This is a genomic window from Jatrophihabitans sp. (genome assembly GCF_035474675.1).
Lineage (GTDB): Bacteria > Actinomycetota > Actinomycetes > Mycobacteriales > Jatrophihabitantaceae > Jatrophihabitans_A.
The window spans coordinates 17,080-43,424 of the sequence record NZ_DATINC010000100.1 but is presented as its reverse complement, the minus strand read 5'-3'; the positions used below and the strand labels follow the sequence as shown (position 1 = coordinate 43,424).

General features: G+C 71.8%; 26 protein-coding genes, 1 tRNA gene and 1 pseudogene. 25 read left to right on the top strand and 3 right to left on the bottom strand.

Annotation, left to right across the window (positions count from 1 at the left end):
- The 4 genes and pseudogenes from VLJ82_RS12325 to VLJ82_RS12310 form a co-directional block, all read left to right on the top strand.
- A pseudogene (locus tag VLJ82_RS12325) lies at nucleotides 1-375 on the top strand (hypothetical protein); the annotation flags it as partial.
- Nucleotides 376-427: 52 nt separating this feature from the next.
- Nucleotides 428-502: a putative leader peptide gene (locus VLJ82_RS12320; protein WP_408663652.1), complete on the top strand. Its 75-nt coding sequence runs from the start codon at nucleotides 428-430 to the stop codon at nucleotides 500-502.
- Nucleotides 503-635: 133 nt separating this feature from the next.
- Nucleotides 636-1,466, top strand: coding sequence for a sulfurtransferase (locus tag VLJ82_RS12315; protein ID WP_408663650.1), 831 nt, complete (start codon nucleotides 636-638; stop codon nucleotides 1,464-1,466).
- A 91-nt stretch (nucleotides 1,467-1,557) separates the two neighbouring features.
- A complete protein-coding gene (locus tag VLJ82_RS12310) occupies nucleotides 1,558-1,857 on the top strand; it encodes a DUF1416 domain-containing protein (protein WP_408663649.1) in 300 nt (99 codons plus the stop codon).
- Between the two features lies 1 nt (nucleotide 1,858).
- Here VLJ82_RS12310 and VLJ82_RS12305 read toward each other — a convergent pair whose 3' ends face one another.
- Nucleotides 1,859-2,230 carry a DsrE family protein gene (locus tag VLJ82_RS12305; protein ID WP_408663648.1) on the bottom strand — a complete coding sequence of 124 codons (372 nt, stop codon included), beginning with the start codon at nucleotides 2,228-2,230 and terminating at the stop codon, nucleotides 1,859-1,861.
- A gap of 119 nt (nucleotides 2,231-2,349) precedes the next feature.
- On the opposite strand from VLJ82_RS12305, the gene VLJ82_RS12300 reads away from it, so the two are divergent.
- The 9 genes from VLJ82_RS12300 to nrfD all read left to right on the top strand — a co-directional run bounded on the left by VLJ82_RS12300 (nucleotide 2,350) and on the right by nrfD (nucleotide 12,003).
- Nucleotides 2,350-2,931: an FABP family protein gene (locus tag VLJ82_RS12300; RefSeq protein ID WP_408663647.1), complete on the top strand. Its 582-nt coding sequence runs from the start codon at nucleotides 2,350-2,352 to the stop codon at nucleotides 2,929-2,931.
- Nucleotides 2,932-3,203: 272 nt separating this feature from the next.
- Nucleotides 3,204-3,644: a Fur family transcriptional regulator gene (locus VLJ82_RS12295; RefSeq protein ID WP_408663646.1), complete on the top strand. Its 441-nt coding sequence runs from the start codon at nucleotides 3,204-3,206 to the stop codon at nucleotides 3,642-3,644.
- The gene (locus tag VLJ82_RS12290; RefSeq protein ID WP_408663645.1) at nucleotides 3,641-4,723 is read left to right on the top strand and encodes a YgfZ/GcvT domain-containing protein; all 1,083 of its coding nucleotides are present in this window, start codon (nucleotides 3,641-3,643) and stop codon (nucleotides 4,721-4,723) included. Before VLJ82_RS12295 ends, VLJ82_RS12290 begins: the two co-directional genes overlap by 4 nt.
- Nucleotides 4,724-4,791: 68 nt before the next feature.
- Nucleotides 4,792-5,049 carry an AbrB/MazE/SpoVT family DNA-binding domain-containing protein gene (locus tag VLJ82_RS12285; protein WP_408663644.1) on the top strand — a complete coding sequence of 86 codons (258 nt, stop codon included), beginning with the start codon at nucleotides 4,792-4,794 and terminating at the stop codon, nucleotides 5,047-5,049.
- Nucleotides 5,046-5,486 carry a PIN domain-containing protein gene (locus VLJ82_RS12280; protein WP_408663643.1) on the top strand — a complete coding sequence of 147 codons (441 nt, stop codon included), beginning with the start codon at nucleotides 5,046-5,048 and terminating at the stop codon, nucleotides 5,484-5,486. Before VLJ82_RS12285 ends, VLJ82_RS12280 begins: the two co-directional genes overlap by 4 nt.
- 80 nt (nucleotides 5,487-5,566) lie before the next feature.
- Entirely contained in the window at nucleotides 5,567-6,556 is a 990-nt protein-coding gene (locus VLJ82_RS12275) for a TIGR03557 family F420-dependent LLM class oxidoreductase (RefSeq protein WP_408663642.1), read from the top strand.
- A gap of 76 nt (nucleotides 6,557-6,632) precedes the next feature.
- On the top strand, nucleotides 6,633-10,022 hold the full coding sequence (gene fdh, locus VLJ82_RS12270; protein WP_408663641.1) for a formate dehydrogenase: 3,390 nt from the start codon (nucleotides 6,633-6,635) through the stop codon (nucleotides 10,020-10,022).
- Nucleotides 10,022-10,939, top strand: a complete 918-nt coding sequence (locus tag VLJ82_RS12265; protein ID WP_408663640.1) for a 4Fe-4S dicluster domain-containing protein — start codon at nucleotides 10,022-10,024, stop codon at nucleotides 10,937-10,939. The genes fdh and VLJ82_RS12265 overlap by 1 nt, the downstream gene beginning before the upstream one ends.
- A complete protein-coding gene (nrfD, locus tag VLJ82_RS12260) occupies nucleotides 10,936-12,003 on the top strand; it encodes an NrfD/PsrC family molybdoenzyme membrane anchor subunit (protein ID WP_408663639.1) in 1,068 nt (355 codons plus the stop codon). Before VLJ82_RS12265 ends, nrfD begins: the two co-directional genes overlap by 4 nt.
- A gap of 12 nt (nucleotides 12,004-12,015) precedes the next feature.
- Here nrfD and selD read toward each other — a convergent pair whose 3' ends face one another.
- Entirely contained in the window at nucleotides 12,016-13,005 is a 990-nt protein-coding gene (gene selD / locus VLJ82_RS12255) for a selenide, water dikinase SelD (protein WP_408663638.1), read from the bottom strand.
- Between the two features lie 64 nt (nucleotides 13,006-13,069).
- Here selD and VLJ82_RS12250 point away from each other — a divergent pair.
- The 12 genes from VLJ82_RS12250 (at nucleotide 13,070) to VLJ82_RS12195 (ending at nucleotide 25,722) form a co-directional block, all read left to right on the top strand.
- Nucleotides 13,070-13,165, top strand: a tRNA-Sec gene (locus tag VLJ82_RS12250).
- Between the two features lie 49 nt (nucleotides 13,166-13,214).
- Entirely contained in the window at nucleotides 13,215-14,564 is a 1,350-nt protein-coding gene (selA, locus tag VLJ82_RS12245; protein ID WP_408663637.1) for an L-seryl-tRNA(Sec) selenium transferase, read from the top strand.
- Nucleotides 14,564-16,354: a selenocysteine-specific translation elongation factor gene (gene selB, locus VLJ82_RS12240; RefSeq protein ID WP_408663636.1), complete on the top strand. Its 1,791-nt coding sequence runs from the start codon at nucleotides 14,564-14,566 to the stop codon at nucleotides 16,352-16,354. The genes selA and selB overlap by 1 nt, the downstream gene beginning before the upstream one ends.
- A gap of 96 nt (nucleotides 16,355-16,450) precedes the next feature.
- Entirely contained in the window at nucleotides 16,451-17,116 is a 666-nt protein-coding gene (locus VLJ82_RS12235) for an HAD family hydrolase (RefSeq protein ID WP_408663635.1), read from the top strand.
- A gap of 322 nt (nucleotides 17,117-17,438) precedes the next feature.
- Entirely contained in the window at nucleotides 17,439-18,755 is a 1,317-nt protein-coding gene (locus VLJ82_RS12230; protein WP_408663634.1) for a DegT/DnrJ/EryC1/StrS family aminotransferase, read from the top strand.
- The gene (locus tag VLJ82_RS12225; protein ID WP_408663633.1) at nucleotides 18,752-19,918 is read left to right on the top strand and encodes an MFS transporter; all 1,167 of its coding nucleotides are present in this window, start codon (nucleotides 18,752-18,754) and stop codon (nucleotides 19,916-19,918) included. Before VLJ82_RS12230 ends, VLJ82_RS12225 begins: the two co-directional genes overlap by 4 nt.
- Nucleotides 19,919-19,939: 21 nt before the next feature.
- Nucleotides 19,940-21,055 carry a sulfotransferase gene (locus VLJ82_RS12220; protein ID WP_408663632.1) on the top strand — a complete coding sequence of 372 codons (1,116 nt, stop codon included), beginning with the start codon at nucleotides 19,940-19,942 and terminating at the stop codon, nucleotides 21,053-21,055.
- Nucleotides 21,039-21,881 (top strand): SDR family NAD(P)-dependent oxidoreductase, encoded by an 843-nt coding sequence (locus VLJ82_RS12215; RefSeq protein ID WP_408663631.1) that lies wholly within the window; start codon nucleotides 21,039-21,041, stop codon nucleotides 21,879-21,881. The genes VLJ82_RS12220 and VLJ82_RS12215 overlap by 17 nt, the downstream gene beginning before the upstream one ends.
- A 63-nt stretch (nucleotides 21,882-21,944) precedes the next feature.
- Nucleotides 21,945-22,787 (top strand): class I SAM-dependent methyltransferase, encoded by an 843-nt coding sequence (locus VLJ82_RS12210; protein WP_408663630.1) that lies wholly within the window; start codon nucleotides 21,945-21,947, stop codon nucleotides 22,785-22,787.
- Nucleotides 22,788-22,838: 51 nt separating this feature from the next.
- Nucleotides 22,839-23,693 carry a family 3 encapsulin nanocompartment shell protein gene (locus VLJ82_RS12205; RefSeq protein ID WP_408663629.1) on the top strand — a complete coding sequence of 285 codons (855 nt, stop codon included), beginning with the start codon at nucleotides 22,839-22,841 and terminating at the stop codon, nucleotides 23,691-23,693.
- Nucleotides 23,694-23,719: 26 nt separating this feature from the next.
- Nucleotides 23,720-25,000: an NAD(P)/FAD-dependent oxidoreductase gene (locus VLJ82_RS12200; RefSeq protein WP_408663628.1), complete on the top strand. Its 1,281-nt coding sequence runs from the start codon at nucleotides 23,720-23,722 to the stop codon at nucleotides 24,998-25,000.
- Nucleotides 24,997-25,722, top strand: a complete 726-nt coding sequence (locus VLJ82_RS12195) for an aspartate/glutamate racemase family protein (protein WP_408663627.1) — start codon at nucleotides 24,997-24,999, stop codon at nucleotides 25,720-25,722. Before VLJ82_RS12200 ends, VLJ82_RS12195 begins: the two co-directional genes overlap by 4 nt.
- Before the next feature lie 14 nt (nucleotides 25,723-25,736).
- Here the strand turns inward: VLJ82_RS12195 and VLJ82_RS12190 are convergent, their stop codons facing one another.
- A complete protein-coding gene (locus VLJ82_RS12190) occupies nucleotides 25,737-26,231 on the bottom strand; it encodes a DUF6328 family protein (protein ID WP_408663626.1) in 495 nt (164 codons plus the stop codon).
- Between the last annotated feature and the right edge of the window lie 114 nt (nucleotides 26,232-26,345).

Here is a 26,345-nt window from a genome sequence, read left to right as displayed (position 1 = left end):
ACCGCCGGGCTGGTGGCAGCCCACTTCACCGACGCGGTCCTTCCGGCGCCCCGGTTCGACCCGGAGGTCGATCGCGGACTGCCCGCCGTGGTGGTCGGGGTGCTGGCCGGAGCAGCGGTCGGGGCGCTTGGCCTGCACCGGGTGATCGACCTGGCCGGTGGCCGCGGCGCCTTCGTCGGGGCCTCGATCGCGGCGGTGGCGTGCCTGCTGTCCATCGGGGCGGCTTTCAGCGGGGTGCACACCAGCCTGGCTCCGGCAGGCGCCGAGGCCCCCGTCGGGCGCGCTGCCCGGCTGCGCCCGGTGGCGGCGGTGCTGATGACGATGGCGCTGAGCACGCCGGCCGGCTACGTCCTGGTGCACGCGCTCTCCGGCTGAGCCCGCGCCCGGCACTTGGCCGGTCCGCCGTAGGTGACTAGGCTGAGCAACCATGGGCCAGTTGCTGACGTCTCGCCGCGCCGTGGACTTGTGCCGCGTCGGCAGCGCGCTGTGTCCCTTCCTCTGATCGGGTAGCCCAGGCCGGCGTCCGTCGGCGACTGCCCACCAGTTCGCTGTGTGCTTTCCGCAACCGCGACCGGAGGACCCTCCGTGGCGGTTTCCGTCGAAGATCTTCCTACCGATCAAGGAGGAAATAACTCATGAGCCGCTCAGAAGCGCTCGTTTCGGCCGACTGGGTCGAACAGAACCTCAACACCCCCGGCGTGGTGATCGTCGAGGTCGACGAAGACACCACCGCCTACGACACCGGCCACATCGCCGGCGCGGTCAAGCTGGACTGGAAGGCCGACCTGCAGGACCCCGTGGTGCGCGATGCGGTGAGCAAGGCGGACTTCGAGAAGCTGCTGTCGGCCAAGGGCATCAGCAACGACGACACCGTGGTGCTCTACGGCGGCAACAACAACTGGTTCGCCGCGTACGCGTACTGGTACTTCAAGCTGTACGGCCACGACAAGGTCACGTTGCTCGACGGCGGCCGGAAGAAGTGGGAGCTCGAGGGCCGCGAGCTGAGCAAGGACGAGGTCACCCGGCCGGCGACGCAGTACCACGCCCAGGACCAGGACCTGTCGATCCGCGCGTTCCGCGATGAGACGGTCGGCGCGATCGGCGTCAAGAACCTGGTGGACGTCCGGTCGCCGGACGAGTTCTCGGGCAAGCTGCTGGCCCCGGCGCACCTGCCGCAGGAGCAGTCGCAGCGCGGCGGCCACATCCCGACCGCGGTGAACGTGCCCTGGTCCAAGGCGGCCAACGAGGACGGCACCTTCAAGTCCGACGAGGAGCTGACCACGCTCTACGCCGACGCGGGCCTGGACACCAGCAAGGAGACCATCGCCTACTGCCGGATCGGGGAGCGCTCCAGCCACACCTGGTTCGTGCTGCACGAGCTGCTCGGCCACCCCAACGTCAAGAACTACGACGGTTCGTGGACCGAGTACGGCTCGCTGATCGGCGTCCCGATCGAGAAGGGCTGAGCCGCGCTCGCGAGGATCGCAGCGAGCGCCAGCGAGTGAGACCGGAGCGAGCGACCGATGAGCGCTCGCACGAAGAGGAAGAGAAGCAAGAATGTGCGGAGCCCCGCCCCAGACCCCCACGCTGCCCCCGAACGTGGACATCACCAAGGAGACCGTGATCTACGGAACGGTCTCCAAGGACGACGCGCCGGTGCCGGGTGCCTACGTCCGGCTGCTCGACGCCAGCGGCGAGTTCACCGCCGAGGTGCTGACCTCGGCCACCGGGGACTACCGGTTCTTCGCCGCCCCCGGCGACTGGACGCTGTCGGTGATGCACAACTCCGGCTCGGTGCGCCGGCAGGTCGACGCGGCCGGGCCCGGCCTGGTCGAAGCCTCGTTGCAGCTGTCCTGACTCAGTAGACCAGCGCCTGGGCGTCCGGTTGCAGGATCTCGTCGACGAAGCTCGCCGACCCGGCAATCCGGACGCCCGGGATCAGCTGGCCGGGCGTGATGGCGCGCCGCTCGGCGCACTGGGTGCACACCGTGAGCGTGCCCAGTTCCAGCACCGCGTCCCGCAGCTGGGCCAGCGGCGCCGAGTGCGGCAGCACGAAGTTCTCGGCCCGGCCGGGCAGTGAGAACCAGGCCGCCTCGCCGGTCAGCCACAGCGAGACGTCCACACCGGCGGCGGTGGCGGTGGCGGCCACCGTGAAGGCCTGCGCGCACCGCTCCGGTTCGTCGGCGCCGGCGGTGCACTTGACGATCAGCGTGCGGGGTGAGATGTCCACAGCGACTACCCTGTCCTTCCATGGAGGCGTTTTTCATCATCCTGCTCATCGTCGCCTTCCTGGCGATCGCCGGGATGGCAGCCCTGATCGTGGGCAAGCTGTACGCGGGCCAGCAGTAGGTGTCCCAGCCTCCTGATCAGGCTCGCCCGGCCGGCGACGACCCGGCGGTCCCCGAGCCTGCCGACACCACCGACCTGCGGTCCGGCCCGGAGCTCAACTCCGCGCTGCTGGCGGTGCTGCCGCTGGTCGGGCGCTGGTCGGGATCGGGCCACGGCGCCAAGCCCGCCACCGGTGAGCAGTTCCGCTACGCCCAGCGGGTGAGCTTCGCCCACGACGGCCGGCCGTTCCTGTCGTACGAGTCCCGCACCTGGCTGCTCAACCCGGACGGCTCGGTGCTGCGCCCGGCGTTCCGGGAGAACGGGTTCCTGCGGATGGGTGCCGGCGGTGCCGGCACTACTGACGAGCTGGAACTGGTGCTGGCCACCGCGGTCGGCATCGTCGAGGTGTTCACCGGGGTGGCCGGTGACGCCAGGTGGGAGCTGGCCGCGTCCGGGGTGGGCTTCACCCCCTCGGCCAAGCAGATCGCCGGCGAACGGCGGCTGTACGCGCTGACCGGCGAGCAGCTCAGCTACGTCCAGGAGCTGGCCCTGACGCCCGGGGACTACCGGCCGCACCTCAACGCCACCCTGACCCGGGACTGAGCTGTCTCGGGGAGTGTCCGGGCAGTTAAAACCCCGAGCCGGTCCACGGTGGACCTGTTGCCGGTCGGACAAGCCCGGCGACTCGGGGTTTCAGGGATCACCGGACTAGCCGGCAACCTCCTCAGGTGTCCGAGAGCGCATCAAGTTCTGGACCACCTCCTTTCCATTACAAGCACTAATCTACGACGCAGACACCCATTAGGCCACCCATTTCGCGCCATGTCGTTTCCGGTGCCCGGTTCGTGCCGCGACGCCTACCCTGGAGGGCGACCATGACTCGCCGACCCGCCGCGCCGCCGGATTCGCTGGCCAGCCGGCTGCACGAGCGCGGCCTGCGGATGACCCCGCAGCGCCGGCGCGTTATGGCTGCCGTGACCGAATTGGTGCATGCCACTCCTGACCAGGTGGCCGAGGCGGTTCCCGAGATCGACCTGACCACGGTGTACCGCACGCTCGAGGTGCTCGAGCAGATCGGCCTGCTCGCCCATACCCATCTGGGCCACGGCGCGCCGTCCTACCGGTTGGCCGGTGACGACCATGTGCACCTGGTGTGCCATTCCTGCTCGTCGGTGGTGGACCTGCCCGCCGACCTGACCGACGCGCTGGCCGCCAAGCTGCTGGCCGAGCAGCACTTCATGCTGGACCGCTCGCACTTCACCGTGTTCGGCACCTGCGCCGACTGTGCGGCCCGCGCTACCGGAGGACCACGATGACCGACTACCGCTCACCGCTGCTGGACCGGCCCGGTGCCGTCGAGGCCGGCGGCCCGGACGCCGGCACCGCCTGGCACTACGGCGACCCGCTGGGCGAGCAGCGCCGGGCTGCCACCGGCGCCGGGTTGCTGGACAACTCACACCGCGATGTCTTAGTGGTGCCCGGGCTCGACCGGCTGGAATGGCTGCACGCGATCTGCTCCCAGCATGTGAGCGCGCTGGCCGACGGCGAGTCCACCGAGGCGCTGGTGCTCTCCCCCAACGGGCATGTGGAGCAGCACTGGCAGCTCACCGAGCTCGGCGGCCAGGTCTGGATCGATACCGAGCCGCACGCCGGCGACGAGGTGCTGGGTTACCTGCTCAAGATGCGCTTCCTCAAGCGGGTGGAACCGGCGGTGGTCACCGCCGAGTACGCGGTGCTGTCGCTGCTCGGGCCCGACGCCGCCGCGGTACTGGAACGTGCCGGCTTGCCGGTGCCTGTCGACCGCGGGATCGCGCTGCCGGGCAAGGGCTTCGTCCGTCCGGCGCTGTCGCCCGGTGGGCCGCTGGACCTGATCGTCTTGCGGGCCGAGCTTGCCGCCATGGCTGATCGGCTGCGGGCCGCCGGCGCCGAGCCGGTCGGCAGTTGGGCCGCCGCGGCGCTGCGGGTGGAACGGCGCCGGCCGCGGCTGGGCCTGGACACCGACCACCGGACGCTGGCCCACGAGGCGGGCTGGATCGGCTCCGCGGTGCACCTGGACAAGGGCTGTTACCGCGGTCAGGAGACGGTGGCCCGGGTGCAGAACCTCGGCAAGCCGCCGCGCCGGCTGGTGTTGCTGCACCTGTCCGGCGACTCCGAGCAGCTGCCGGCGCCGGGCAGCCCGGTCGAGCGCGACGGGCGGGCGGTGGGCTTCGTCGGCACCGCCGTGCAGCACCACGAGCTCGGCCCGGTGGCGCTGGCCATCGTCAAGCGCGGACTGACCGACTCCGACGTGCTTACGGTGCCCGGCCACTCGGCGGCCCTCGACCCGGCCGATGCGGTGGCCGAGCTGCCCACCGGGTTCGCCGGCCGGTCCGGCAGCACCTCCAGCACCGCCTGAGTCCATAGCTATCGAGTGACCGAGCGGACACGATATACAACGTCCTCCGCTAGTCATACAATGAAGAGATGACGGCGGCAGAGCATGTGATGACGATTTCGCGCAACGGTCAGGTCAGCATCCCGGCTGCCACCCGAGCCCGCTGGGGCACCCGAAAGGTAGTCGTGGTCGACCTCGGGGACCGGGTCGTGATGCGCCCCGCCGTCGATGCCCAGGATGCTCTGACCATGCTGCAGGGCAAGTACGCCGACAAGGGCCCCGACAGTGGCGCGGCGCGGCGCGCGGCCCGCCGTGCGGAGGACTCGGCGCCCCGGCGCCGCGGGTGACCGTTCTCGACGCCTACGCCGTTATCGCCTACCTCCGCGACGAACCGGCCGCCGATCATGTCCGCCCGCTGCTGGAGGCCGGCGACGCCGCGCTGACCGCTGTCGGGCTGGCCGAAGTGCTCGACCACCTGGTGCGCCTTGCCAACGCCGAAGAGGACGACGCCGTCCTGGACCTGGCGCAGCTCGGACTCATCGATGCGATCCCGGTCGAAGCGAGGACCGGCAACGCGGCAGGACGCCTTCGTGCTCGTCGTTATCACCGCACCCGCTGCCCGATCAGCATGGCCGACTGCATCGCCGCCGAGACCGCACGAGTCGTGCGCCGACCATTGGCCACCGCTGACCCCGACCTGCTCGACGTCTGCCTCGCGGAACGGATCGAGGTCATCCCGCTGCCCGGCTCCGACGGCACGACCTGGGCTCAGCCCCCGGGATGAGGGATAACGGCCGAACACGGCGACGGCGGCTGCTTTGCCGAGGTTTGCCAAGCCCGCACCGGGTGGGTAGTAGTGGATTCATGACACGTTTCGGCTACACCCTGATGACCGAGCAGAGCGGGCCGAAGGAACTGGTGCGCTACGCCGTCGCCGCCGAGCAGGCCGGCTTCGACTTCGAGGTGTCCAGCGACCACTACTTCCCGTGGCTGGACGCGATGGGCCACTCGCCCTACGCCTGGTCGGTGCTGGGTGCGGTCGCCGCCGTGACCGAACGGGTCGACCTGATGACCTACGTGACCTGCCCGACGATGCGCTATCACCCAGCGGTGGTGGCCCAGAAGTCCGCCACCCTCGGCCTGCTGTCGGACAACCGGTTCACCCTGGGGCTCGGGTCCGGAGAGAACCTCAACGAGCACGTGGTGGTCGGCGACGGCTGGCCGGTGGCGGCCGTCCGGCAGGACATGCTCGCCGAGGCGATCCAGATCATCCGGGCCCTGCACACCGGCGAGCTGACCACCTGGGTCGGCGAGTACTTCCGGGTCGACTCGGCCAAGGTGTGGGACCTGCCCGACGGCGGCGTGCCGCTGGCCATCGCGGTGTCCGGCGACCGCTCGATCGCCGAGTTCGCCCCGCTGGCCGACCACATGATCGCCGTCGAGCCGGAGGCCGACCTGGTCACCGGCTGGGACCGCAGCCGGACCGAGCTGGGCCTGCCGGCGAGCCGCAAGATCGGCCAGATACCGATCTGTTGGGGTCCGGACAAGGACGCCGCGATCGCCCGGGCGCACGAGCTGTTCCGGTGGTTCGGCGGCGGCTGGCGGGTGAACGCCGACCTGCCCACCCCGGCGGCCTTCGAGGCCGCCAGCCAGTTCGTCCGGCCCGAGGACGTGGCGGGCTCGATCGCCTGCGGGCCGGACCTCGACGAGCTTGTCGAGTCGGTGCGGCCGTTCTGGGAAGCCGGCTTCACCGACGTCGCCCTGGTGCAGGTGGGTAACGAGAACCAGCAGGAGTTCCTGGACAAGGTCGCCCAGCCGCTGCTGGACAAGCTTCGCGCCGCGGCCGGCTCCTGACCCCCGTACCGCCCGCCGCGCCGGGCCATTGACAGCTCGGTAATGTGGAATTCGGGTGCCCGGGAGGAGTTACCGAATGGACGTGCGCAAGGCCTTGCTGTCCTGGCCGGTGCTGCGGCAACTCAGCGACGGTGACCCGCTCGGGCGCGGCACCGCGGCGCAGTCCAAGCACTCCGCCGAGCACTGGACGGCCCGCACCGAGACCGCCGACCGGATGGTCAAGAGCATCTGTCCGTACTGCGCGGTCGGTTGTGGCCAGCGGGTGTACGTCAAGGACGACAAGGTCATCCAGATCGAGGGCGACCCGGACTCGCCGGTCAGCCGGGGCCGGCTGTGCCCGAAGGGTTCGGCCAGCGAGCAACTGGTGAACTCGCCCGGCCGGCAGACCACCATGCTCTACCGGCGTCCGGGCGGCACCGAGTGGGAACCGCTGGACCTGGAGACGGCGACCGACATGATCGCCGACCGGGTGCTGGCCAGCCGCTCGCGCACCTGGCAGCAGGCCGACGAGCACGGCCGGCCGCTGCGGCGCACCACCGGCATCGCCGCGCTCGGCGGGGCGACCCTGGACAACGAAGAGAACTACCTGATCAAGAAGCTGTTCACCGCTCTGGGTGCGATCCAGATCGAGAACCAGGCCCGTATTTGACACAGTGCCACCGTCCCCAGTCTGGGGGCCTCGTTCGGACGTGGCGGCGCCACCTCCTTCCTGCAGGACCTGCAGAACTCTGACTGCATCGTCATCCAGGGTTCGAACATGGCCGAGTGCCATCCGGTCGGGTTCCAGTGGGTGATGGAGGCCAAGGCGCGCGGCGCGCGGGTCATCCACATCGACCCGCGGTTCACCCGCACCTCGGCACTGGCCCACCAGCACGTGCCGTTGCGGGCCGGCAGCGACATCGCCTTCCTCGGCGGGGTCGTCAACTACATCCTCAGCAACGAGAAGTACTTCCACGACTACGTGCTGGCCTACACCAACGCCGCCACCCTGCTGCGCGAGGACTTCACTGACGTCGATGACCTGGACGGGGTGTTCTCCGGCTACGACCCGGAGACCGGCGTGTACGACACGTCGTCCTGGACCTACCAGGGCCAGGACCAGGGTCACGCGGCCGCCGGTTCGGAGCGCACCGCGACCGGCGGCGAGTCCGGCTCGCAGGCCGACGACGCCGGCGCAGGCGGGAGCGGCAACGAGAGCGAGGTGTCGCAGAGCGAACGGGGCGGTGGCCACGAGATGGGCGGCCACGGCGCGAAACTGCAGCACGCGCAGGTGGAACGCGACGAGACGCTGCAGCATCCCCGGTGCGTGTTCCAGGTTCTCAAGCGGCACTACGCCCGCTACACCCCCGAACTCGTCGAGCAGGTCTGCGGGGTGTCCCAGCAGGACTTCCTCGCGGTCTGCGAGGCGGTCACCGCCAACAGCGGACGCGAGCGCACCACCGCCTGGGTGTACTCGGTCGGCTGGACCCACCACACCGTGGGGGTGCAGTACATCCGCGGCGCGGCGATCATCCAGTTGCTGCTGGGCAATATCGGCCGGCCGGGCGGCGGCATCCTGGCGCTGCGCGGGCACGCCAGCATCCAGGGCTCGACCGACATCCCGACGCTGTTCAACCTGCTGCCGGGCTACCTGCCGATGCCCAAGGTCGGCGAGCACGACGACCTGGCCTCCTACCTCGACACCATCCGCAGCAAGGACCAGAAGGGCTTCTGGTCGGAGGCCGAGTCCTACACGGTCAGCCTGCTGAAGGCCTACTGGGGCGACGCGGCGACGGCCGAGAACGAATTCGCCTTTCACTACCTGCCCAAACTCACCGGCGACCACGGCACGTACCAGACCGTGATGGACATGCTGGAGGACAAGGTCGAGGGGTACTTCCTGCTCGGGCAGAACCCCGCGGTCGGTTCGGCGCACGGCAAGATGCAGCGGCTGGGCATGGCTCACCTGAAATGGCTGGTCGTGCGCGACCTGAACCTGATCGAGTCGGCCACGTTCTGGAAGGACAGCCCGGAGATCGAGACCGGCGAGCTGAAGACCTCCGACATCGACACCGAGGTGTTCTTCTTCCCGGCCGCCTCGCACGTGGAGAAGGACGGCACCTTCACCCAGACCCAGCGGATGCTGCAGTGGCACCACAAGGCGGTGCCGCCGCCCGGTGACTGCCGCAGCGAGCTGCACTTCTTCTTCCACCTGGGCCGCAAGATCCGCGAGCGGCTGGCCGGTTCCACTGACGAGCGCGACCGGCCGATCCTGGACCTGACCTGGGACTACCCGCTCGACGCCGAGGGCGACCCGTCGGCCGACGCGGTGCTGCGCGAGATCAACGGCGTGCACCTGACCGGCGAGAAGGCCGGCCAGCCGCTGAACTCCTTCACCGAGATGAAGCCGGACGGTTCCACCTCGGGCGGCTGCTGGATCTACTGCGGCGTCTATGCCAACGGGATCAACCAGGCGGCCCGCCGCAAGCCCGGCAAGGAGCAGAACTGGGTGGCCCCGGAATGGGGCTGGGCGTGGCCGATGAACCGGCGCACCCTGTACAACCGGGCCGCGGCCGCGCCGGACGGCACGCCGTGGAGCGAGCGCAAGGCCTACGTCTGGTGGGACGCCGAGCAGGGCAAGTGGACCGGTCACGACGTGCCGGACTTCGTGGCCGACAAGGCGCCGTCCTACCGTCCGGAGCCCGGCACCCCCGGGCCCGCCGGGCTGGCCGGTGACGACCCGTTCATCATGCAGTCCGATGGCAAGGCCTGGCTGTACGCGCCGGAAGGCCTGCTGGACGGACCACTGCCGTCCCACTACGAGCCGGCCGAGTCGCCGGTGCGCAACCCGCTGTACCGGCAGCAGGCCAACCCGACCCGGCAGGTCTACCCGCGGCCGGACAACCTGCAGAACCCCTCGCCGCCGGAGCCGCACGCCGAGGTCTTCCCGTACCTGTTCACCACCTACCGGCTCACCGAGCACCACACCGCCGGCGGCATGAGCCGGTGGCTGCCCTACCTGTCCGAGCTGCAACCGGAGTTCTTCTGCGAGGTGTCGCCGCAGCTGGCGCGCGAGCGGGGGCTCACCCACCAGGGCTGGGCGACCATCGTCACCGCCCGCACCGCCATCGAGGCCAGAGTGCTGGTCACCGAACGGGTGGTGCCGCTGGTGATCGACGGCAAGCAGTTCCACCAGATCGGCCTGCCCTACCACTGGGGGGTGGGCGGTTCGGCGGTGGTGTCCGGCGACTCGGCCAACGACCTGTTCGGGGTCACCCTCGATCCGAACGTGCACATCCAGGAGAGCAAGGTCGCCAGCTGCGACATCCGTCCCGGCCGCCGGCCGACCGGACCGGCGCTGCTGCGCTTCGTGGAGGACTACCGGCGGCGGGCCGGCATCACCGTCGAGACCGGCAACACCAAGCGCACACCGGTCGGTGTTGCGGGCACCGCGGAATCGACGCCGAGCGAATCGCAGGAGGACTGATGCCGAGCCTGTCCGGTCCGCTCTCCGACCCGGCCGCCGACGCCGGCTGGGAACAGCCCCAGCCGCGCAAGGGATTCTTCACCGACACCTCGGTGTGCATTGGCTGCAAGGCCTGCGAGGTGGCCTGCAAGGAATGGAACGGGGTGCCCGAGGACGGGCTAAACCTGCTGGGCTCGTCCTACGACAACACCGGTTCGCTGTCGGCCTCGACCTGGCGGCACGTCGCGTTCATCGAGCAGGCCCGGACGCCGGCGTCCAACACGGTCAGCCTGGGCATGCCGAGCACCGTCAAGCCGGGCGAGTCGATGAGCCCGGAGTCGGCCACCGAGTTCCGCTGGCTGATGTCGTCGGACGTCTGCAAGCACTGCACGCACGCCGGCTGCCTGGACGTCTGCCCGACCGGTTCGCTGTTCCGTACCGAGTTCGGCACCGTGGTGGTGCAGGACGACATTTGCAACGGCTGCGGCTACTGCGTGCCGGCCTGCCCGTTCGGGGTGATCGACCGCCGGATCGGCGAGCAGGGCCAGAAGAACGTGGGCATCGCGCAGAAGTGCACGCTCTGCTATGACCGGCTGGGGGCGGGCAACCAACCGGCCTGTGCGCAGGCCTGCCCGACCGAGTCGATCCAGTTCGGCGACCTGGACGAGCTGCGCGAGCGGGCCGCGGCCCGGGTCGAGGCGCTGCACGCCCAGGGGGTTTCCGAGGCACGGCTGTACGGCGAGAGTTCCGACGACGGGGTGGGCGGTTCCGGCGCGTTCTTCCTGCTGCTGGACCAACCCGAGGTCTACGGCCTGCCGCCGGACCCGGTGGTGCCGACCCGCGACCTGCCGCAGCTGTGGCGGCACGCCGCGCTCGCCGCGGCCGGCATGCTGGCCGGTGCGGTGGCGGCCTTCGTCGGTCGAGGCGGGCGGCGATGACCGAGCACCGCGCCGAGCTGCATGCCGAGGGGCGGCTGGATCCGTCGGTCCGGAATGGTGCCGCTCCCGCCGGGCGCCGCGGCCGGGTCGGCAGGCGCCGCCGCGACGAGCACCAGATGGTGCCGGACGCGGTGTTCACCTCCTACTACGGCCGGCCGGTGGTCAAGGCCTCGCCGTGGGAGGCCGACATCCCGGCCTACCTGTTCCTGGGCGGCCTGGCGGCGGGCTCGTCCCTGCTGGGGGCCGGTGCCGGGTTGACCGGCCGTCCGGTGCTGCGGCGGGCCGGCCGGGTCTCGGCCCTCGGCGCGATCAGCGTCAGCTTCGCCGCCCTGGTGCACGACCTGGGCCGGCCGGCCCGGTTCGTCAACATGCTGCGGGTCGCCAAGCCGACCTCGCCGATGTCGGTGGGCACCTGGATCCTCACCGGGTACGGGCCGCTGGCCGGGCTGGCCGGCGCCGCCGAGCTGCTGGTGCCGGTAGTGGACCGGCTGCCGTGCTCGGTGCGCCCACCGGTCCGGCTGCTCGGCCGGCTGGCCGGGCCCGCCGGGGTCGGCGCCGCGCTGGTCGCGCCCGCGGTGGCCTCGTATACGGCGGCGCTGCTGGCCAACACCTCGACGCCGACCTGGAGCGCATCCCGCAAGCAGTTGCCGTTCGTCTTCGTCGGCTCGGCATCGGCTGCCGCCGGCGGGCTGGGCATGCTGCTGGCGCCGGTGTCCGAGGCGGGGCCGGCCCGCCGGCTGGCACTCGGCGGCGCACTACTGGAGCTGGGCGCGGAGCGGGCGATGGAGGCCTCGATGGGCGTCACCGCCGAGCCACTGCATCAGGGCCTCGGCGGAACGCTGATGCGGGCCAGTAAGGCGCTGACCGCTATGGGCGCCGCCGGTTCGCTGCTGGCCCGGCGCAGCCGGATTGCCGCGGCGGTATCCGGGGCGGCGTTGCTGGCCGGCTCGGTGTGCACCCGGTTCGGCATCTTCGAAGCCGGCCAGGCCTCGGCCCGGGACCCGAAGTACACCGTGCTGCCACAACGGCAGCGCATCGAACGCGGCGAGACCGCTGGCGCCTGAGTTCCGCCGGCTTCAGCGAACCCGCAGGACGGCCTCGCCGCGCGGCACGAACTCGCCGATGACCGTGCCGCCGGCGGCGATCTCGCCGGCCAGCAGCAGGCCGCCGCTGGTCTGGGCGTCGGCCAGCAGCAACAGCTCGTCCTCGGCCACCCCTGACGAGAGGTGCGGCCGGACCCAGTCCAGGTTGCGCCGGGTGCCGCCGCTGACGAAGCCGTCGGCCAGCGCCTGCCGGGCACCGTCCAGATAGGGCACCGCGGCGGCGTCGATCACCGCGGTCACCCCGGACGCCCGGGCCATCTTGTACAGATGGCCGAGCAGCCCGAAGCCGGTCACGTCGGTGGCGGCGGCCAACCCGGCCTCCAACGCGGCGGCGCAGGCATCCCGGTTCAGCGTCACCATCGAGGCGATGGCCTGGGGAAACACCTCGCCGGTGGCCTTGTGCCGGTTGTTGAGCACTCCCACCCCGAGGGGCTTGGTCAGCGTGATCGCCGTGCCGGCGACAGCGGCGTCGTTGCGCAGCAGCCGGGCCGGATCCGCGACGCCGGTGACCGCCATGCCGTACTTGGGTTCCGGGTCGTCGATGCTGTGCCCGCCGGCCACCGGGCAACCGGCCTCGGCGGCGATGTCGGCGCCACCGCGCAGCACCTCGCGCAGCAGCTCGGCCGGCAGCACCTCGCGCGGCCAGCCGACCAGGTTGATCGCCAGCACCGGCCGGCCACCCATCGCGTAGACGTCGGACAGCGCGTTGGCCGCGGCGATCCGGCCGAAGTCGTAGGCGTCGTCCACCACCGGGGTGAAGAAGTCCGCGGTACTCAGCACCGCGGTAGCACCGTTGATGCGCACCGCGGCGGCGTCATCACCGCCGTCCAGGCCCACCAGCAGGTCCTCCGAGCTGGGCTTGATCAGGCCCGCGACCAGGTCCTCCAGCTCACCGGGCGGGATCTTGCAGGCACAGCCGCCGCCGTGCGCGTACTGGGTCAGCCGGTAGCTCGTGGTAGTCACCCCGTCCAGGCTAATCGTCCGGGCTGATCACCGGCACCCGTCACGGACCGCTAGCGTGGCTGGCGGAGGCGTATGCGTTCCTGGTGGGCGCCCCGGTCTTCAAAACCGGTGAAGTCGAGTACCTCGGCTTGGCGGGTTCGATTCCCGTCCGTCTCCGCCAGACGGCTGCGCGCGCCCGGTATCCGCCGGACGGCAGGAGGGGAGGGCCGGTGACCGATCCGCGCCGGCTGGTGCCCCGTACCGACGTGCTGCTGGCCGACCCCCGGCTGGTCGAGGTCGCCGGACGGCTGGGCCACGCCCGGGTCAAGGCGGCAGTGCTCGCCGTCCAGCAGCTGATCCGGGACGGCGACCTCCCCCCGGACCAGGCGGTACCCGCCGTGCTGGCCGGCCTGCCGGAGGCGGCGAGCTCCCTGACCCCGGTGCTCAACGCCACCGGAGTGGTGCTGCACACCAACCTGGGCCGGGCCCGGCTCTCGCCACCGGCGGTGGACGCGATGCAGCGGGCGGCGGGCTACCTCGACGTCGAATTCGACCTAGGCACCGGCCGGCGGGCCCGCCGCGGCCGCGGAACGCTGGCCGCGCTCGAGGAACTGGTCCCCGCCAGAGCGCTGGTGGTCAACAACGGCGCGGCCGCCCTGCTGCTGGCCATCACCGCGCTGGCCGCCGGCCGCGAGGTGGTCATCAGCCGCGGCGAGCTGGTCGAGATCGGCGACGGCTTCCGGCTTCCGGAGCTGATCGAGACCACCGGCGCCCGGATTCGCGAGGTCGGCACCACCAACCGCACCGGCCTGGCCGACTACGCTGCCGCGGTCGGCCCGCAGACAGGCTGCGTGCTCAAGGTCCATCCCAGCAACTTCCGGATCGAGGGCTTCACGTCCGGGGCGAGCATCGCCGAACTGGCCACCCTGGGAGTGCCGGTGGTGGCCGACATCGGCAGCGGCCTGCTGCACCCGGATGCCCTGCTGCCGGACGAGCCGGACGTCACCAGCAGCCTCGAGGCCGGCGCCGGACTGGTGACCTGCAGCGGGGACAAGCTGCTCGGCGGCCCGCAGGCCGGGCTGGTCTTCGGCACCGCCGAGCTGGTGGAGCGGCTGCGCCGGCATCCGCTGGCCCGGGCGCTGCGGGTGGACAAGCTCACCCTGGCCGCGCTGGAGGCCAGCATCGCCGGTCCCGCCACCCCGACCGCTCGCTACCTGCACGCCGATCCGGATCAGCTGCGGCGTCGCTGCGAGCGGGTGGCCGCCGCGCTGCGAGCCGAGACTGGTGCCGAGGTGGTGCCGAGCGCCGGCGCGGTCGGCGGTGGCGGCGCGCCCGGCCTGGAGCTGCCGGGCTGGGCGGTGGCGCTGCCCGAGGCGTTCGCCGCCGCGTTGCGGACCGGCCGGCCGGCGGTGATCGGCAGGCTGGAACGCGGCCGGTGCCTGCTCGACCTGCGCTGCGTCGAGGAGGCCGAGGACGCCGCCCTGACCGACGCCGTCCGGGCCGCCGCCCGCGCCCTGACCGACGGCCAGCCGGACGACGCCGACGACGGAACCCGCCCGGCAACTGGAGCCGCGGGCTGATGCGGGTGATCGCCACCGCCGGCCACGTCGACCACGGCAAGTCCCGGCTGGTCCGCGCGCTGACCGGCATGGAACCGGACCGGTGGGCCGAGGAGCGCCGCCGCGGCATGACCATCGACCTCGGCTATGCCTGGACGACGCTGGCCTCCGGCGAGCAGCTGGCCTTCGTCGACGTGCCGGGCCACCAGCGGTTCGTGACCAACATGCTGGCCGGGGTCGGCCCGGTGCCGGCGGTGCTGCTGGTGGTGGCCGCCGACGAGGGCTGGCGGCGCCAGACCTCGGAGCACCTGGACGCCGTCGACGCGCTGCGCATCCGGCACGGCCTGATCGCGGTGACCCGGACCGACCTGGCGAGCGCCGAGCAGACCGCGGCGGTGCTGGCCGACGCCCGGCAGCGGGTGGCCCGGTCCAGCCTGGGCGAGGTGCCGGCGCTGGCGGTCTCGGCCGAGACCGGGGTGGGTCTTGACGAGCTGCGGGCCGGGCTGCAGCGGCTGGTCGAGGGCCTGCCGGCACCCGATCCGGACGAGCGAGTCCGGTTGTGGATCGACCGGGCATTCACCGTCCGGGGCAGCGGCACGGTGGTCACCGGAACCCTGGGCGCCGGCCGGGTCGCGGTCGGCGACGAGCTGGAACTGGCCGGCCGGCCGGTGACCGTCCGCGGGCTGCAGCGGCTGGCCAGCCGGGCCGAGCAGGTCGAGGCGGTGGCCCGGGTGGCGGTCAACCTGCGCTCGGTGGAACGGCACGCGATCGGGCGGGGGGACTGCCTGCTCACCCCCGGCGCCTGGTGGGCCAGCGACACCCTGGACGTGGCGCTGGACCCGCTGCTGGCCGAGCCGCACGTCGAGCAGGTGCTGCACATCGGCTCGGCCTCGATCCCGGTCCGGCTGCGATTGCTCGACCCCGCCGGCGAGCCCGCCGCTGGCGGGCTCGTCACCGCCCGGCTCAGCCTGGCCCGGCCGATCCCGGTGCAGGCCGGCGACCGGGCGGTGCTGCGCGATCCCGGCGAGCAGAGCGTCACCGCCGGGGTGTGCGTGCTCGACCCGGACCCGCCGGCCCTGACCCGCCGGGGTGCTGCGAAGGCCCGCGGCGCGGAGCTCGCCGGCGGCACCGCCACCACCCTGGCCGGCCAGGTCCGCCGGCGCGGGGCGGCCAGCCGGGCGCGGATGGCGATGCTCGGCATCCCGGTCGCCGACACCGCCGGCCTGCTGGTTCGCGGGGACTGGCTGATCGACCCGGACGCCTGGCAGCGCTGGCAGGACGCCCTGCTGGCCGCGGTCGACCGGCACGCCGCCGCCGACCCCCGGCATCCGGAGATCAGCGAGGAGGCCGCCCGGCAGGCCGTCGGGTTGCCGGAGCCCCGGCTGCTGGTTGACCTGGTCGCCGGCTGCGGGCTGCGGGCCGAGGGTGGCCGGATCAGCCGGCCGGAGACCGCCCCGGCCCTGGGGGCGGCCGAGCGATCGCTGCGGCTGGTGGACGAGCGGCTGGCCCGCAATCCCTTCGACGCGCCGGAGCGCACCGAGCTCGCCGAACTGGGCCTGGGAATCCGGGACCTGGCCGCCGCGGCCCGGACCGGCCGGGTGCTGCGGCTGGCTCCGGACCTGGTGGTGGCCCCGGACGCCCTGGAACGTGCCATGGCCGTGCTGCGGGCGTTGCCGCAGCCGTTCACCGCCAGCCAGGCTCGGCAGGCGCTGGGCACCACCCGGCGGGTGGCGCTGCCGCTGCTGGAGCGGCTGGACGCGGCCGGCCTGACCGTCCGGCTGGACGGCCAGTCCCGGACGGTGCGCGGCTGACCGACGGTGCGCGGCTGATCGACGGTGCGCGGCTGACCGGCCGGTCCGGCGACAGGGCAAGATGGCGACGAGGAAGGCAACAGAGAGGAAGCCACCGTGAGCGTCCGGCGTGGAGTCCTGTTCGACATCGACGGCACCCTGGTCGACACCAGCTACCTGCACGCCGTGAGCTGGTGGCAGGCGTTCCGGCACGCCGGGCTGGACGTGCCGATGGCGCGCATTCACCGGGCGGTCGGGATGGGGGCCGAGAACCTGGTGCACGAGGTGACCGATGGCGCGGCCGACGACCGACTGCCCGACCTCAAGGCCAGCCACGACGCGGTGTATGCCACCTACTGGCCGGCATTGCGGCTGTTGCCCGGCGCCCGCGAGCTGGTGCGGCACTGCCACCAGGCCGGGCTGGTCACGGTGCTGGCGAGCTCGGCGAGCAAGCCCGAGTTCGAGGTGCTGACCAGGGTGCTCGACCTCGACGAGATGATCGACGCGACCACCAGCTCCGACGACGCCGACAGCAGCAAGCCCGACCCCGACATCGTGCAGGTAGCGCTGGACAAGGCCGGCCTGGAACCGGGCAACGCCGTCTTCGTCGGCGACGCGGTGTGGGATGTGCAGGCATCGGGCAAGGCCGGGTTGAAGTGCGTGGGCGTGGAGTCCGGTGGCACCAGTGCCGCCGAGCTGCGCGAAGCCGGCGCGGTGGCCACCTACCGGGACGCCGCCGACCTGCTGGCGCACTTCTCCGGCAGTCCGCTGGATATCAACTGATTTCCAGCAAATAGACCGCGCATCGGATGTAGACAGCAGGCGGCGCGGGTGTAGCCAGCCGGCGGCACCAGATGTAGACAAAGAGTTGTTATAGCCACGTCGTTGACCGGTCAGCAATTGTCCACAATCATGAGCAGCGTGGCGGGTCACGGGCCTCGTCACTGCGTTACCTGAAGTATTCCTTGGGCAGTCAGCACCACGCGCGTCGAGCCCGTGCATCCGCTCCGCGGAGAACCGTGGAGTGACTGCATGTGGCGCGCGGCCGGCTGTCTCGCCCGGCCCTCTCCGGCCAGGAATGACCGATGAGTTAGGAGCATCCAGGGTGACCGTCAACGAGGAGCTCATCGCCCGGCCGGCTGTAGTGGGCGATCCGGAAGTCCCGCTGGCGATCGACGGCGGTACGCCGGTCCGCGACACTCCGTGGCCCACCTACGACAAGGGCGCGGTTTTCGTCCAGCCCGAGGACGAGGAAGCCGCGCTCCGGGCAATCCGCAGTCATTTGTACTTCCGGTATGACTATCGCCCGTACGCCGAAACCGAATGCGGGCAATTAGAACGGGAGCTGTGCGACTATTTCGGCACCAAGCACGCGCTCGCCGTCACCAGCGGAACCGCCGCCCTGGCGCTGGCGATTCTGGCGGCCGGCATCCCGCCGGGCTCGCTGATCGCCTGTCCGGGCTTCACCTTCGTCGCCACTCCGAGCGCCATCGTGATGGCCGGCTGCACACCGCTGCTGATCGAGGTCACCGAGGACCTGCACCTCGACCTGGCCGACCTCCGCCGGCGCTGGACCCCCGACATCAAGGCGATCCTGGTGGTGCACATGCGCGGCTTCGCCTCCGACGTCGAGGCGCTGACCGACTTCGCCGCCGAGATGGGGGTGCCGCTGTTCGAGGACGCGGTGCCGGCCCTCGGGGCGGAGCTCAACGGCCGCCAGCTCGGCACCTTCGGGCTGGCCGGCGGGTTCAGCACCCAGTCGGACAAGTCGCTCAACTCCGGTGAGGGCGGCTTCCTGCTCACCAACGACAGCGCGCTCTACGCCCGCTCGGTGGTGCTGGCAGGTGCCTATGAGAACCGGGTCGCGCGGCACTTCCCGGACGGGCCACCGCCGCTGGAGACCGACCTGACGCTGCCGCTGCTCAGCCTGCGGATGGACGAGATCCGGGCGGCGCTGCTGCGCTCGGAGCTGGTCCGGCTGCCGCAGCGGCTGGCTCGCTTCCACCGCAACTACGACTACGTCGCCACCGCGCTGGCTGATGTCGAAGGCATCTTCATCCGGCAGCCGGTCGCGCCGGGCGCCTACCTGGGCGAGGCGTTCATCTTCCGGGTGCCGGACGGGCAGGCCCAGTGGTTCGCCGACGCGCTGTGCGCCGAGGGCATCGACGCCCGCAACCTGGGCTCGGCCCGGGACGCCAACGTCCGGGCGTTCTGGAACTGGCGGTTCCTGTTCCCGGATGCCGAGGTGGACCAGATCAAGGCCCAGTTGCCGGTCACCGCCGGCTACCTGGACAACGCCGTCGACGTGGCACTGTCGTCCACCCTCGAACCCGAGGACTGCGACCACCTGATCACCGCGGTCCGCCGGATCGCCCGGGTGCAGAACCAGCGCTGCGAGCGGGGAGCACAATCGGCGCGATGACGGCAGTAACCGATACCGACGCACTGCCCCGCAAGGCGCTGGCCGGCCCGTTCGGCGGGCTGTTCTGCGGCTACCTGGGGCTGACCGCGGCCATTCCGGTGCTGCCCGGCTTCGTCCGGGACCGCTACGACGCCTCGGACTTCCTGGTCGGCCTGGTGGTCACCGCCACCGCGCTGACCGCGCTGCTGATCCGGCCGCTGGCCGGCGGCCAGGCCGACTACCGGGGCAACCGGCTGGTGATGCAGGTCGGCGCGGTGCTGGTGGCGCTCGGCGGTCTGGCCTACTTCCTGCCGATCGGGTTGGCGGGCCTGGTGCTCGACCGGCTGATGCTGGGGGTGGGCGAGGCGGCGCTGTTCACCGCCGGCGCGGTCTGGGTGGTCTCGCTGGCGCCGCACAGCCGCCGTGCCCAGCTGATCGGGCTGTACGGGGTGAGCATGTGGGGCGGCATCTCGGCCGGCACCTTCCTCGGCGCGCTGCTGCACAACATCAGCTACTCCGCGGTCTGGACGCTGTGCACGGTGGCGCCGCTGGTCGGGCTGGCGTTGATCAGCTCGGCTCCCGCGCCGGCCCGCCCGACCGGCCCGCGCAGCAAGACCGGGCTGATGCTGCGTCCGGCGCTGACCCCCGGCCTGGCGCTCGCGCTGGCCGCCGGCGGCTACGCGGCGCTGGCCGCCTTCGTGGTGCTGCACTTAGACGACCGGGGGATCGGCTCCGGCGTGGTGGTGCTCAGCTGCTTCAGCCTGGTCTATGCCGGCACCCGGCTGTTCATCGGCCGGTTCCCCGACAAGTACGGCCCGCGGCGGGTGGCCACCGTGTGCGCGGTCAGCGAGGCGATCGGCCTGCTCATCATCGCGGTGACGCCGAACCTGCTCATCGCCCTGCTCGGCAGCGTGGTGATGGGCGTCGGCTTCTCGCTGCTGCACCCGTCGCTGGCGTTGATGGTGATGAACCGCACGGCCAGAACCCAGCAGGGTGCGGCGCTGGGCGCATACACCTCTTTCTGGGACCTGGGCGTGGCAGTCTGGGGCCCGGTTGGCGGCGTGATCGCCGGTGTCCTGGGGTACGAGGCCGTCTTCGTGGTCGGCGCCTGCTGTGCCGGAGTGTCGGCGGTGATGGCCCTGCTGATCGCCGAGCCGAGCGATCAGCCCGTGACGGTGGCCTAGGTGGCCGGGATGGAACAACCAGTGACAGACCCCGCGGCGCAGGCCTCGGCGACGGTGCACCCCGAGCAGAAGAACCCCGAGCGGGAGAATCCCGAGCAGGAGAACCCCGGGCCGGAGAACTCCGAGCTGACCGTGCTGTGCATCACCGGCTGGTGCCGCAACGGCAGCACCATCCTCGGCAACGTGCTCAACGAGGTGCCGGGCTTCTTCCACGTCGGCGAGATCCACTTCCTCTGGAAGAACTCCTCCGGACTGGGGGTGAACAACCTCTGTGGCTGCGGCGCCACGCTGCCCGAGTGCCCGGTGTGGTCACAGATCCTGCCGGTCGGCCGGCCGGCCGGGATGACGCCGGCCGAGCATGCCCGCAACGTGATCCGGCGGCAGCGCTCGTCCGCGCGGACCCGGCACACCTGGCGGATCATGCGCAACGGCTTGAACTCGACCGACTCCACTGATCTGAAGGAGCACGCCGAGCTGATGGCCGGCGTCTACCGGGCGGTGGCCGCCCAGACCGGCTCGCGGGTGCTGGTGGACACCACCAAGATCCCGGGGGAGGCGGCCGTGCTGCCGCGGCTGCCCGGCATCCGGACGGTGTTCGTGCACCTGGTCCGCGACCCGATGGCGGTGTCGAACTCCTGGCGGACCCCGAAGGACTACGTCTACACCATGTCGGCGGGCAAGAACACCGCCTACTGGCGGGCCTTCAACATCGCATCCCGGGCGATCCTGCGCCACTACCCCGAGCAGTCGATGCTGCTGCGCTACGAGGACTTCATCGCCGACCCGGCCGGCACCGTCGACACCCTGCTGCGGATGTGCGGCGCCGACCCGGCCGGCAACCCGGTGCACGGGCAGGCCGTCACGCTGCACACCAACCACACCGTGACCGGCAACCCGGACCGGTTCCGGCACGGCGAGACGGTGATCCGGCCCAAGGACGAGTCCTGGCGCAAGGGCCTGCCGCTGCTGGCCCGGCTGTCCACCGCGGTGGTGGCCTGGCCGATGGCCTGGCGCTACGGCTACCGCACCACCGGCGGCCTGCGGGTTCCGGCTCACCCGCTCCGGCCCGCTACCGTTCCGGCAGCGCCGGCGGCCGAGCCGGCTTTGGAGGACGGGACCGTTGGATCTGGGACTTGAGAACAAGGTGGCGCTGGTCGCCGGCGGGTCCAGCGGGATCGGCCTGGCGGTAGCGACCGAACTCGCCCGCGAGGGCGCGCACGTGGCGATCGGGGCCCGCGACCCGCAGCGGCTGCAGGCTGCCGTGGCAAACCTGCAGCAGCTGGCCCGCGGCGGCCGGATCACCGGCACCAGCCTGGACCTGACCGACACCGACGCCGCCCGGCGATGGGTGGAGGAGGTGGCGGCCGACTACGGCGCCCTGCACGTGGTGCTGGTCAGCGGCAGCAGCCCGCCGATCGGCCCGGCCACCCGGTTCACCCTGGCGGACTACCAGGCGGCGGTGGAGCGGGTGCTCTACCCGGCGATCAACCTGGCGCTGGCCGCGCTCGGGCACCTGCGGGCGGCCGGCTGGGGACGGCTGCTGTTCGTGGCCTCCGAGACCGCGGTGCAGCCGATCGCGCCGCTGGTGCTGTCCGGCATGACCCGGGCCGCCATCGTGCGCTTCGCCCAGGGGCTGGCCGCCGACCTGGGGCCGACCGGCATCACCGTCAACGTGCTGGCGCCCGGCACGGTACGCACCCCGCCGATCGAGCGGGCCGCAGCCCGGCTGGCCGACAGCGGAAGCGGCGACAGCGCTATTGAGGCCCGGCTGGCGGCGATCGGCGCGCACAGCGCGCTGGGCCGGCTGGCCCGCCCGGACGAGATCGGCGCGGTGGCGGCGTTCCTGGCCAGCGAGCGGGCCTCGTTCGTCACCGGCGGCGTCCACCTCGTCGACGGCGGCGCCGGCGTGGTCGGGCCCGAGCTCGCCCACCTGACCGGCACCGCCCCCGACACCTTCACCTAGCACCGAAGCCTCCCACCACAGTTCGGCCCCCCGCGAGCATGCCCCGTTGACGAAAGGGAAATCATGACCACCACCGGCCAGTCCTTCACCGAGCAGGACGTCGAGAGCTTCTTCGACCAGACCACCCGCACCTACCTGGACTTCTGGGACAGCTCGGGCGTGCTGCACACCGGCTACTTCCTCGGCGAGGACGACACCGACTACCAGGCCGCGGCGGCCCGCACCTCGGAGGTGGTGGCCGACGAGGCCGGCATCAACGCCTCGTCCTACGTGCTGGACGTGGGTTGCGGCTGCGGGCCGTTCCTGCTGTACCTGGCCGAGCGGTTCGACTGCCGTGGCGAGGGCCTGGACCTGTCCACCGAGCGGATCAACTTCGCCCGCGGGCTGCTGACCGGGGACAAGGCCGGCCTGAACGTCAACTTCACCCACGGCTCGGCGACCGCGATGCCGTATGAGGACAACACCTTCACCCACGTGGTCAGCCAGGACTCGCTGTGCCTGATCCCGGACAAGCCGAAGACCCACTCCGAGGTGTTCCGGGTGCTGCAGCCGGGCGGCGTGTTCGCCTTCTCCGACTTCCTGCAGCCCAAGACCGACATCAGCGAGCGGGGCCGCAAGCACGTCTATGACCGGGTGCGCTGGAACAACGGGTTCTCCTACCTCGGCTACCAGCAGGCCCTGACCGACGCCGGCTTCGTGGTCACCCACGCCCGCAACCTGGAGCCGCAGATCCGCCAGACCTACCGGGTGATCGGCAAGGCGGCGCGGGAGCGGGCCGAGCAGACCGACGACACCGCGGCCCGGGACTGGATGCTGGGCTTCGCCGAGTCCTGCGACGAGATCGAGCTCGCGATCGACCGGGGCGAGTTCGGCTGGGGCATCTTCGTCGCCCGCAAGCCGGCCTGAGCGCCGGTGCGAGACCCGGGACGAAAGGAACCCATGCACAGCACCGAATCAATGGCCGGAGCGATCACCGAGCCGGCCCCTGTTCAGCCAGCCTCCGCCGGGCGGCTGTTCGTCGAGGCCTACCAGCGGGACGGGCAGGACGCCTCCCTTGAGCTCGACTACACCGTCACGGCTTCGCTGGGCAGCACCCGGCGCAAGCCGCGCCGCCCGACCCGGTACCTGTTCAAGAATGTGGTGTACCTGTCCGAGCAGCAGCGCAAGGCGTACTGGCACGAGAGCGCCGGGCAGCCAGACGACCCGGCGGTGCTGTACGGCCAGGAGCGTCGGGAGCTGGCCAACCACTTCCACGCCTCGCCCATCCCGGAACTCGAGTCCACCACCGCGTGGGTGCAGCTGCCGCCGGGACTGGCCGAGGACCCGGTGGCGTTCGAGTCCTTCCTCAACGCCCGGTTGGTGATGCGGCTGGGCACCGCGGAGAACCACACGCTGCTCTCTGGTGCGGGCGGCCTGCTGAACATGCCGCAGATCGGCCGGCTGACCGCTGCGGCACCGTTCGGCTCCGGCCTGCTGGCGGCCTGCGACGCGGTGGAGCAGATCGGCTGCACCGCCGACGGCATCGTGATGAACCCGCAGGACTACTACCGCTACCTGGAGACCGGCCGGCTGATGCAGACCCTGGACGACAACGGGGTCTTCATCGTCCGGACCCGGCTGGTGCCGCCGGGCAGCGCGCTGGTCGGCGACTTCGGGCACGGCGCGCAGCTCTTCGACGCCGGCCGCACCAGCATCTGCTTCGCCGAGCCGCCGCCGGGCACCTTCGTCGAGCCCGGGGTGGCCATCAAGGCCGAGATCTGGGAACGGGTGGTGCTGAACCTGCCGTTCACCTTCCACCTGGTCACCCTGTAGGCCCCGGCAGGCCCGCGGAGATCACCGTGCCCGACGCCTCCGAAACCAGCACGTCCGGCACGTCCGAGCCGGACGTGCTGGTGGTCGGCGGCGGGGTGGCGGGGCTGTGGTGCGCGTACTTCCTCGCCTCGGCGGGGCGGTCGGTCACGGTGCTGGACCAGGCCGCGATCGGCGACCCGGCGGCGTGCTCGTCGGGCAACACCGGCTTCCTCGGGGCCGGCGGGGTGCCGCTGGCCGGTCCCGGCGCACTGCGGGCGGGGCTGCGCTCGCAGCTGCGTCCGGACGACCGGCTGGCACTGCCGCCCACCCTGGACGCCGGCCGGCTGCGCTGGCTGCGGCAGTTGCGGCGCTCGGGCTCGCCGGAGCGGGTACGGCGCAGCGCCGCCGGCATGCTGGCGTTGAAGCGGCGCAGCTGGCAGCTGATGGCCGAGCTGCCGGTGGCCGGCTTCACCGCCGGCGGCATGCTGCACGCCTACCGGACACAGGCCGGTTTCGACCGGGCCTGTTCGGGGATCGAGCAGCTGGTCGCCGCCGGCGTGCCGATGCGGGCGCTGACCCCGGCGGAGCTGGCGGCGCTGGAACCGGACGTCGAGTTCGCGATCGTCGGTGCGCTGTTCAACCCGGACGCCGGCTTCTTCGACGCCCCGGCCTTCAGCCGCAACCTGGCCGCCGCGCTGGCCGGGCGGGGGGTCGAGATCCGGCCGCACACGGCGGTGACCGGGGTGCGGGTGACGGCCGGCCGGGTGTGCGAGGTGCACACCGGCACCGCCAGCTTCCGGCCCGCCGAGCTGGTGCTGGCGGCCGGCAGCTGGACGCCCCGGCTGGCCGCCCAGCTCGGCCTGGAGCTACCGGTGCAGCCGGTGAAGGGGTACGCCGTCACGGCGCAGGCGCCGGCCGCCGCGCCCCGGCATCCGGTGCTGCTCAGCGAGGGCACCGTGGCGGTCCGGCCGCTGGACGGCGGGCTGCGGTTCGCCGGTGACCTGGCGCTGGCCGGCCCGGACACCTCGATCGACCGGCGCCGGGTGGACCGGATGCTGGCAGAAGTCCGGGCGCACCTGCCGGCGCTGGAGCCGGCCGACCCGCAGGTGTGGGTGGGCCTGCGGCCGTGCACGCCGGACAGCCTGCCGTTGCTGGGCCGGGCGCCGGGCCTGGCGAACGTGACGGTGGCGACCGGGCACGGCCACAACGGCATGTCGCTGGCGCCGGCGGCGGGCGAGCTCGTCGCGCAGTTACTCACGGATCAGGATGTGGCAATGGATGCATTGTTGTTCGAGGTCGGTCGCTTCTCGTCCCGGGGTTCGGCGTGACCGCGGAGGCCGGCACCGCGGCGGGATGGCCGGCCGACCAGCCGGTCGGGGTGATCGGCCTGGAGACGATCTTCACCAAGATCCCGGGCCACATCCGCAATCCGAGCACCTTCGGCTTCCCGGTGATCTACGAGGTGGTGGCCGGTGCCACCGCCGAGCGGGTGGTGACCCAGGCAGACCCGACGCTGATCGAGCCGTTCTGCCAGGCCGCCCGGCAGCTGCAGGCCCGCGGCGCCGGCGCGATCACCACCGGCTGCGGCTTCCTGGTGCTGTTCCAGCAGCAGCTCGCCGACGCGGTGACCGTGCCGCTGTTCGCCTCCAGCCTGGTGCAGCTGCCGATGGTGCACCGGATGCTGACCGCCGGCCAGCACGTGGGCGTGCTGACCGCCAAGCAGGCCTCGCTCACTCCCCGGCACCTGGCCGCCATCGGTGCGGAGTCGGTGCCGATCCGGGTGTCCGGCATGGAGGACCAGCAGGAGTTCCGCGAGGTGATGCTGGAGGGCCGGCGGGCCGAGCTGGACGTCGAGCGGATGCGCGCCGAGGTGCTCACGGTGGCCGGCCGGCTGGCCGGCGACCCGGGGCTCGGGGCGGTGGTGCTCGAGTGCACCGACCTGGTGCCGTTCGCCAGCGACATCCAGCGGTTGATCGGCGTTCCGGTCTTCGACATCGTGACGCTGACCGACATGGTGCACGCCAGCCTCACCCGCCGGCCCTACCGGTAACTTTCCGGGACTTGTCAGCCGGAGCGCTTCTCCTCCGCGCGCAGCCGGGACAGCGGCAGCACCAGCCACAGGCTGACGAACAGCACGGCCAGCACCGCGGTGACCACGGCGGCGAAGCCGCGTCCCACCACGTAGTCCAGGATCAGCAGGACGCCGCTGAGCACGGCCAGCAGCAGGAAGCTGGTGCCGCCCAGTGCCAGCGCGTTGGTGATCCGGACCAGCTCGTCCTTGAGCCCGTGCCGGAACACCAGCCGGTGGAAGGCCACCGGTGCCACCAGCAGCGCGATCGACAGCGTGCAGAACAGCAGCGTGATCACGTAGATGGTGCGCTGCACGTCGTCCAGGGTCTGGAACCGCTGCTGGAAGGCGATCGAGAGCATGAAGGCGAACAGGATCTGCACCCCGGTCTCGGCGACCCGCAGCTCCTGCAGCAACTCGTTGTAGTTGCGGTCCAGCCGGTCGGCCTCGGACTCGTCCCGGCCGTCGTCGGCCTTCTTCGGGTCTGCCACGTCTGCGGATGTCCCTTCTGTCGGCGGTAGCTCAGCGTTTCACATGATCGGGCCGGTTTTCACATCTACCGATCCCGGGGTAGTGAGTTCCGGTCCCTTCCTGTCGCACTCTAG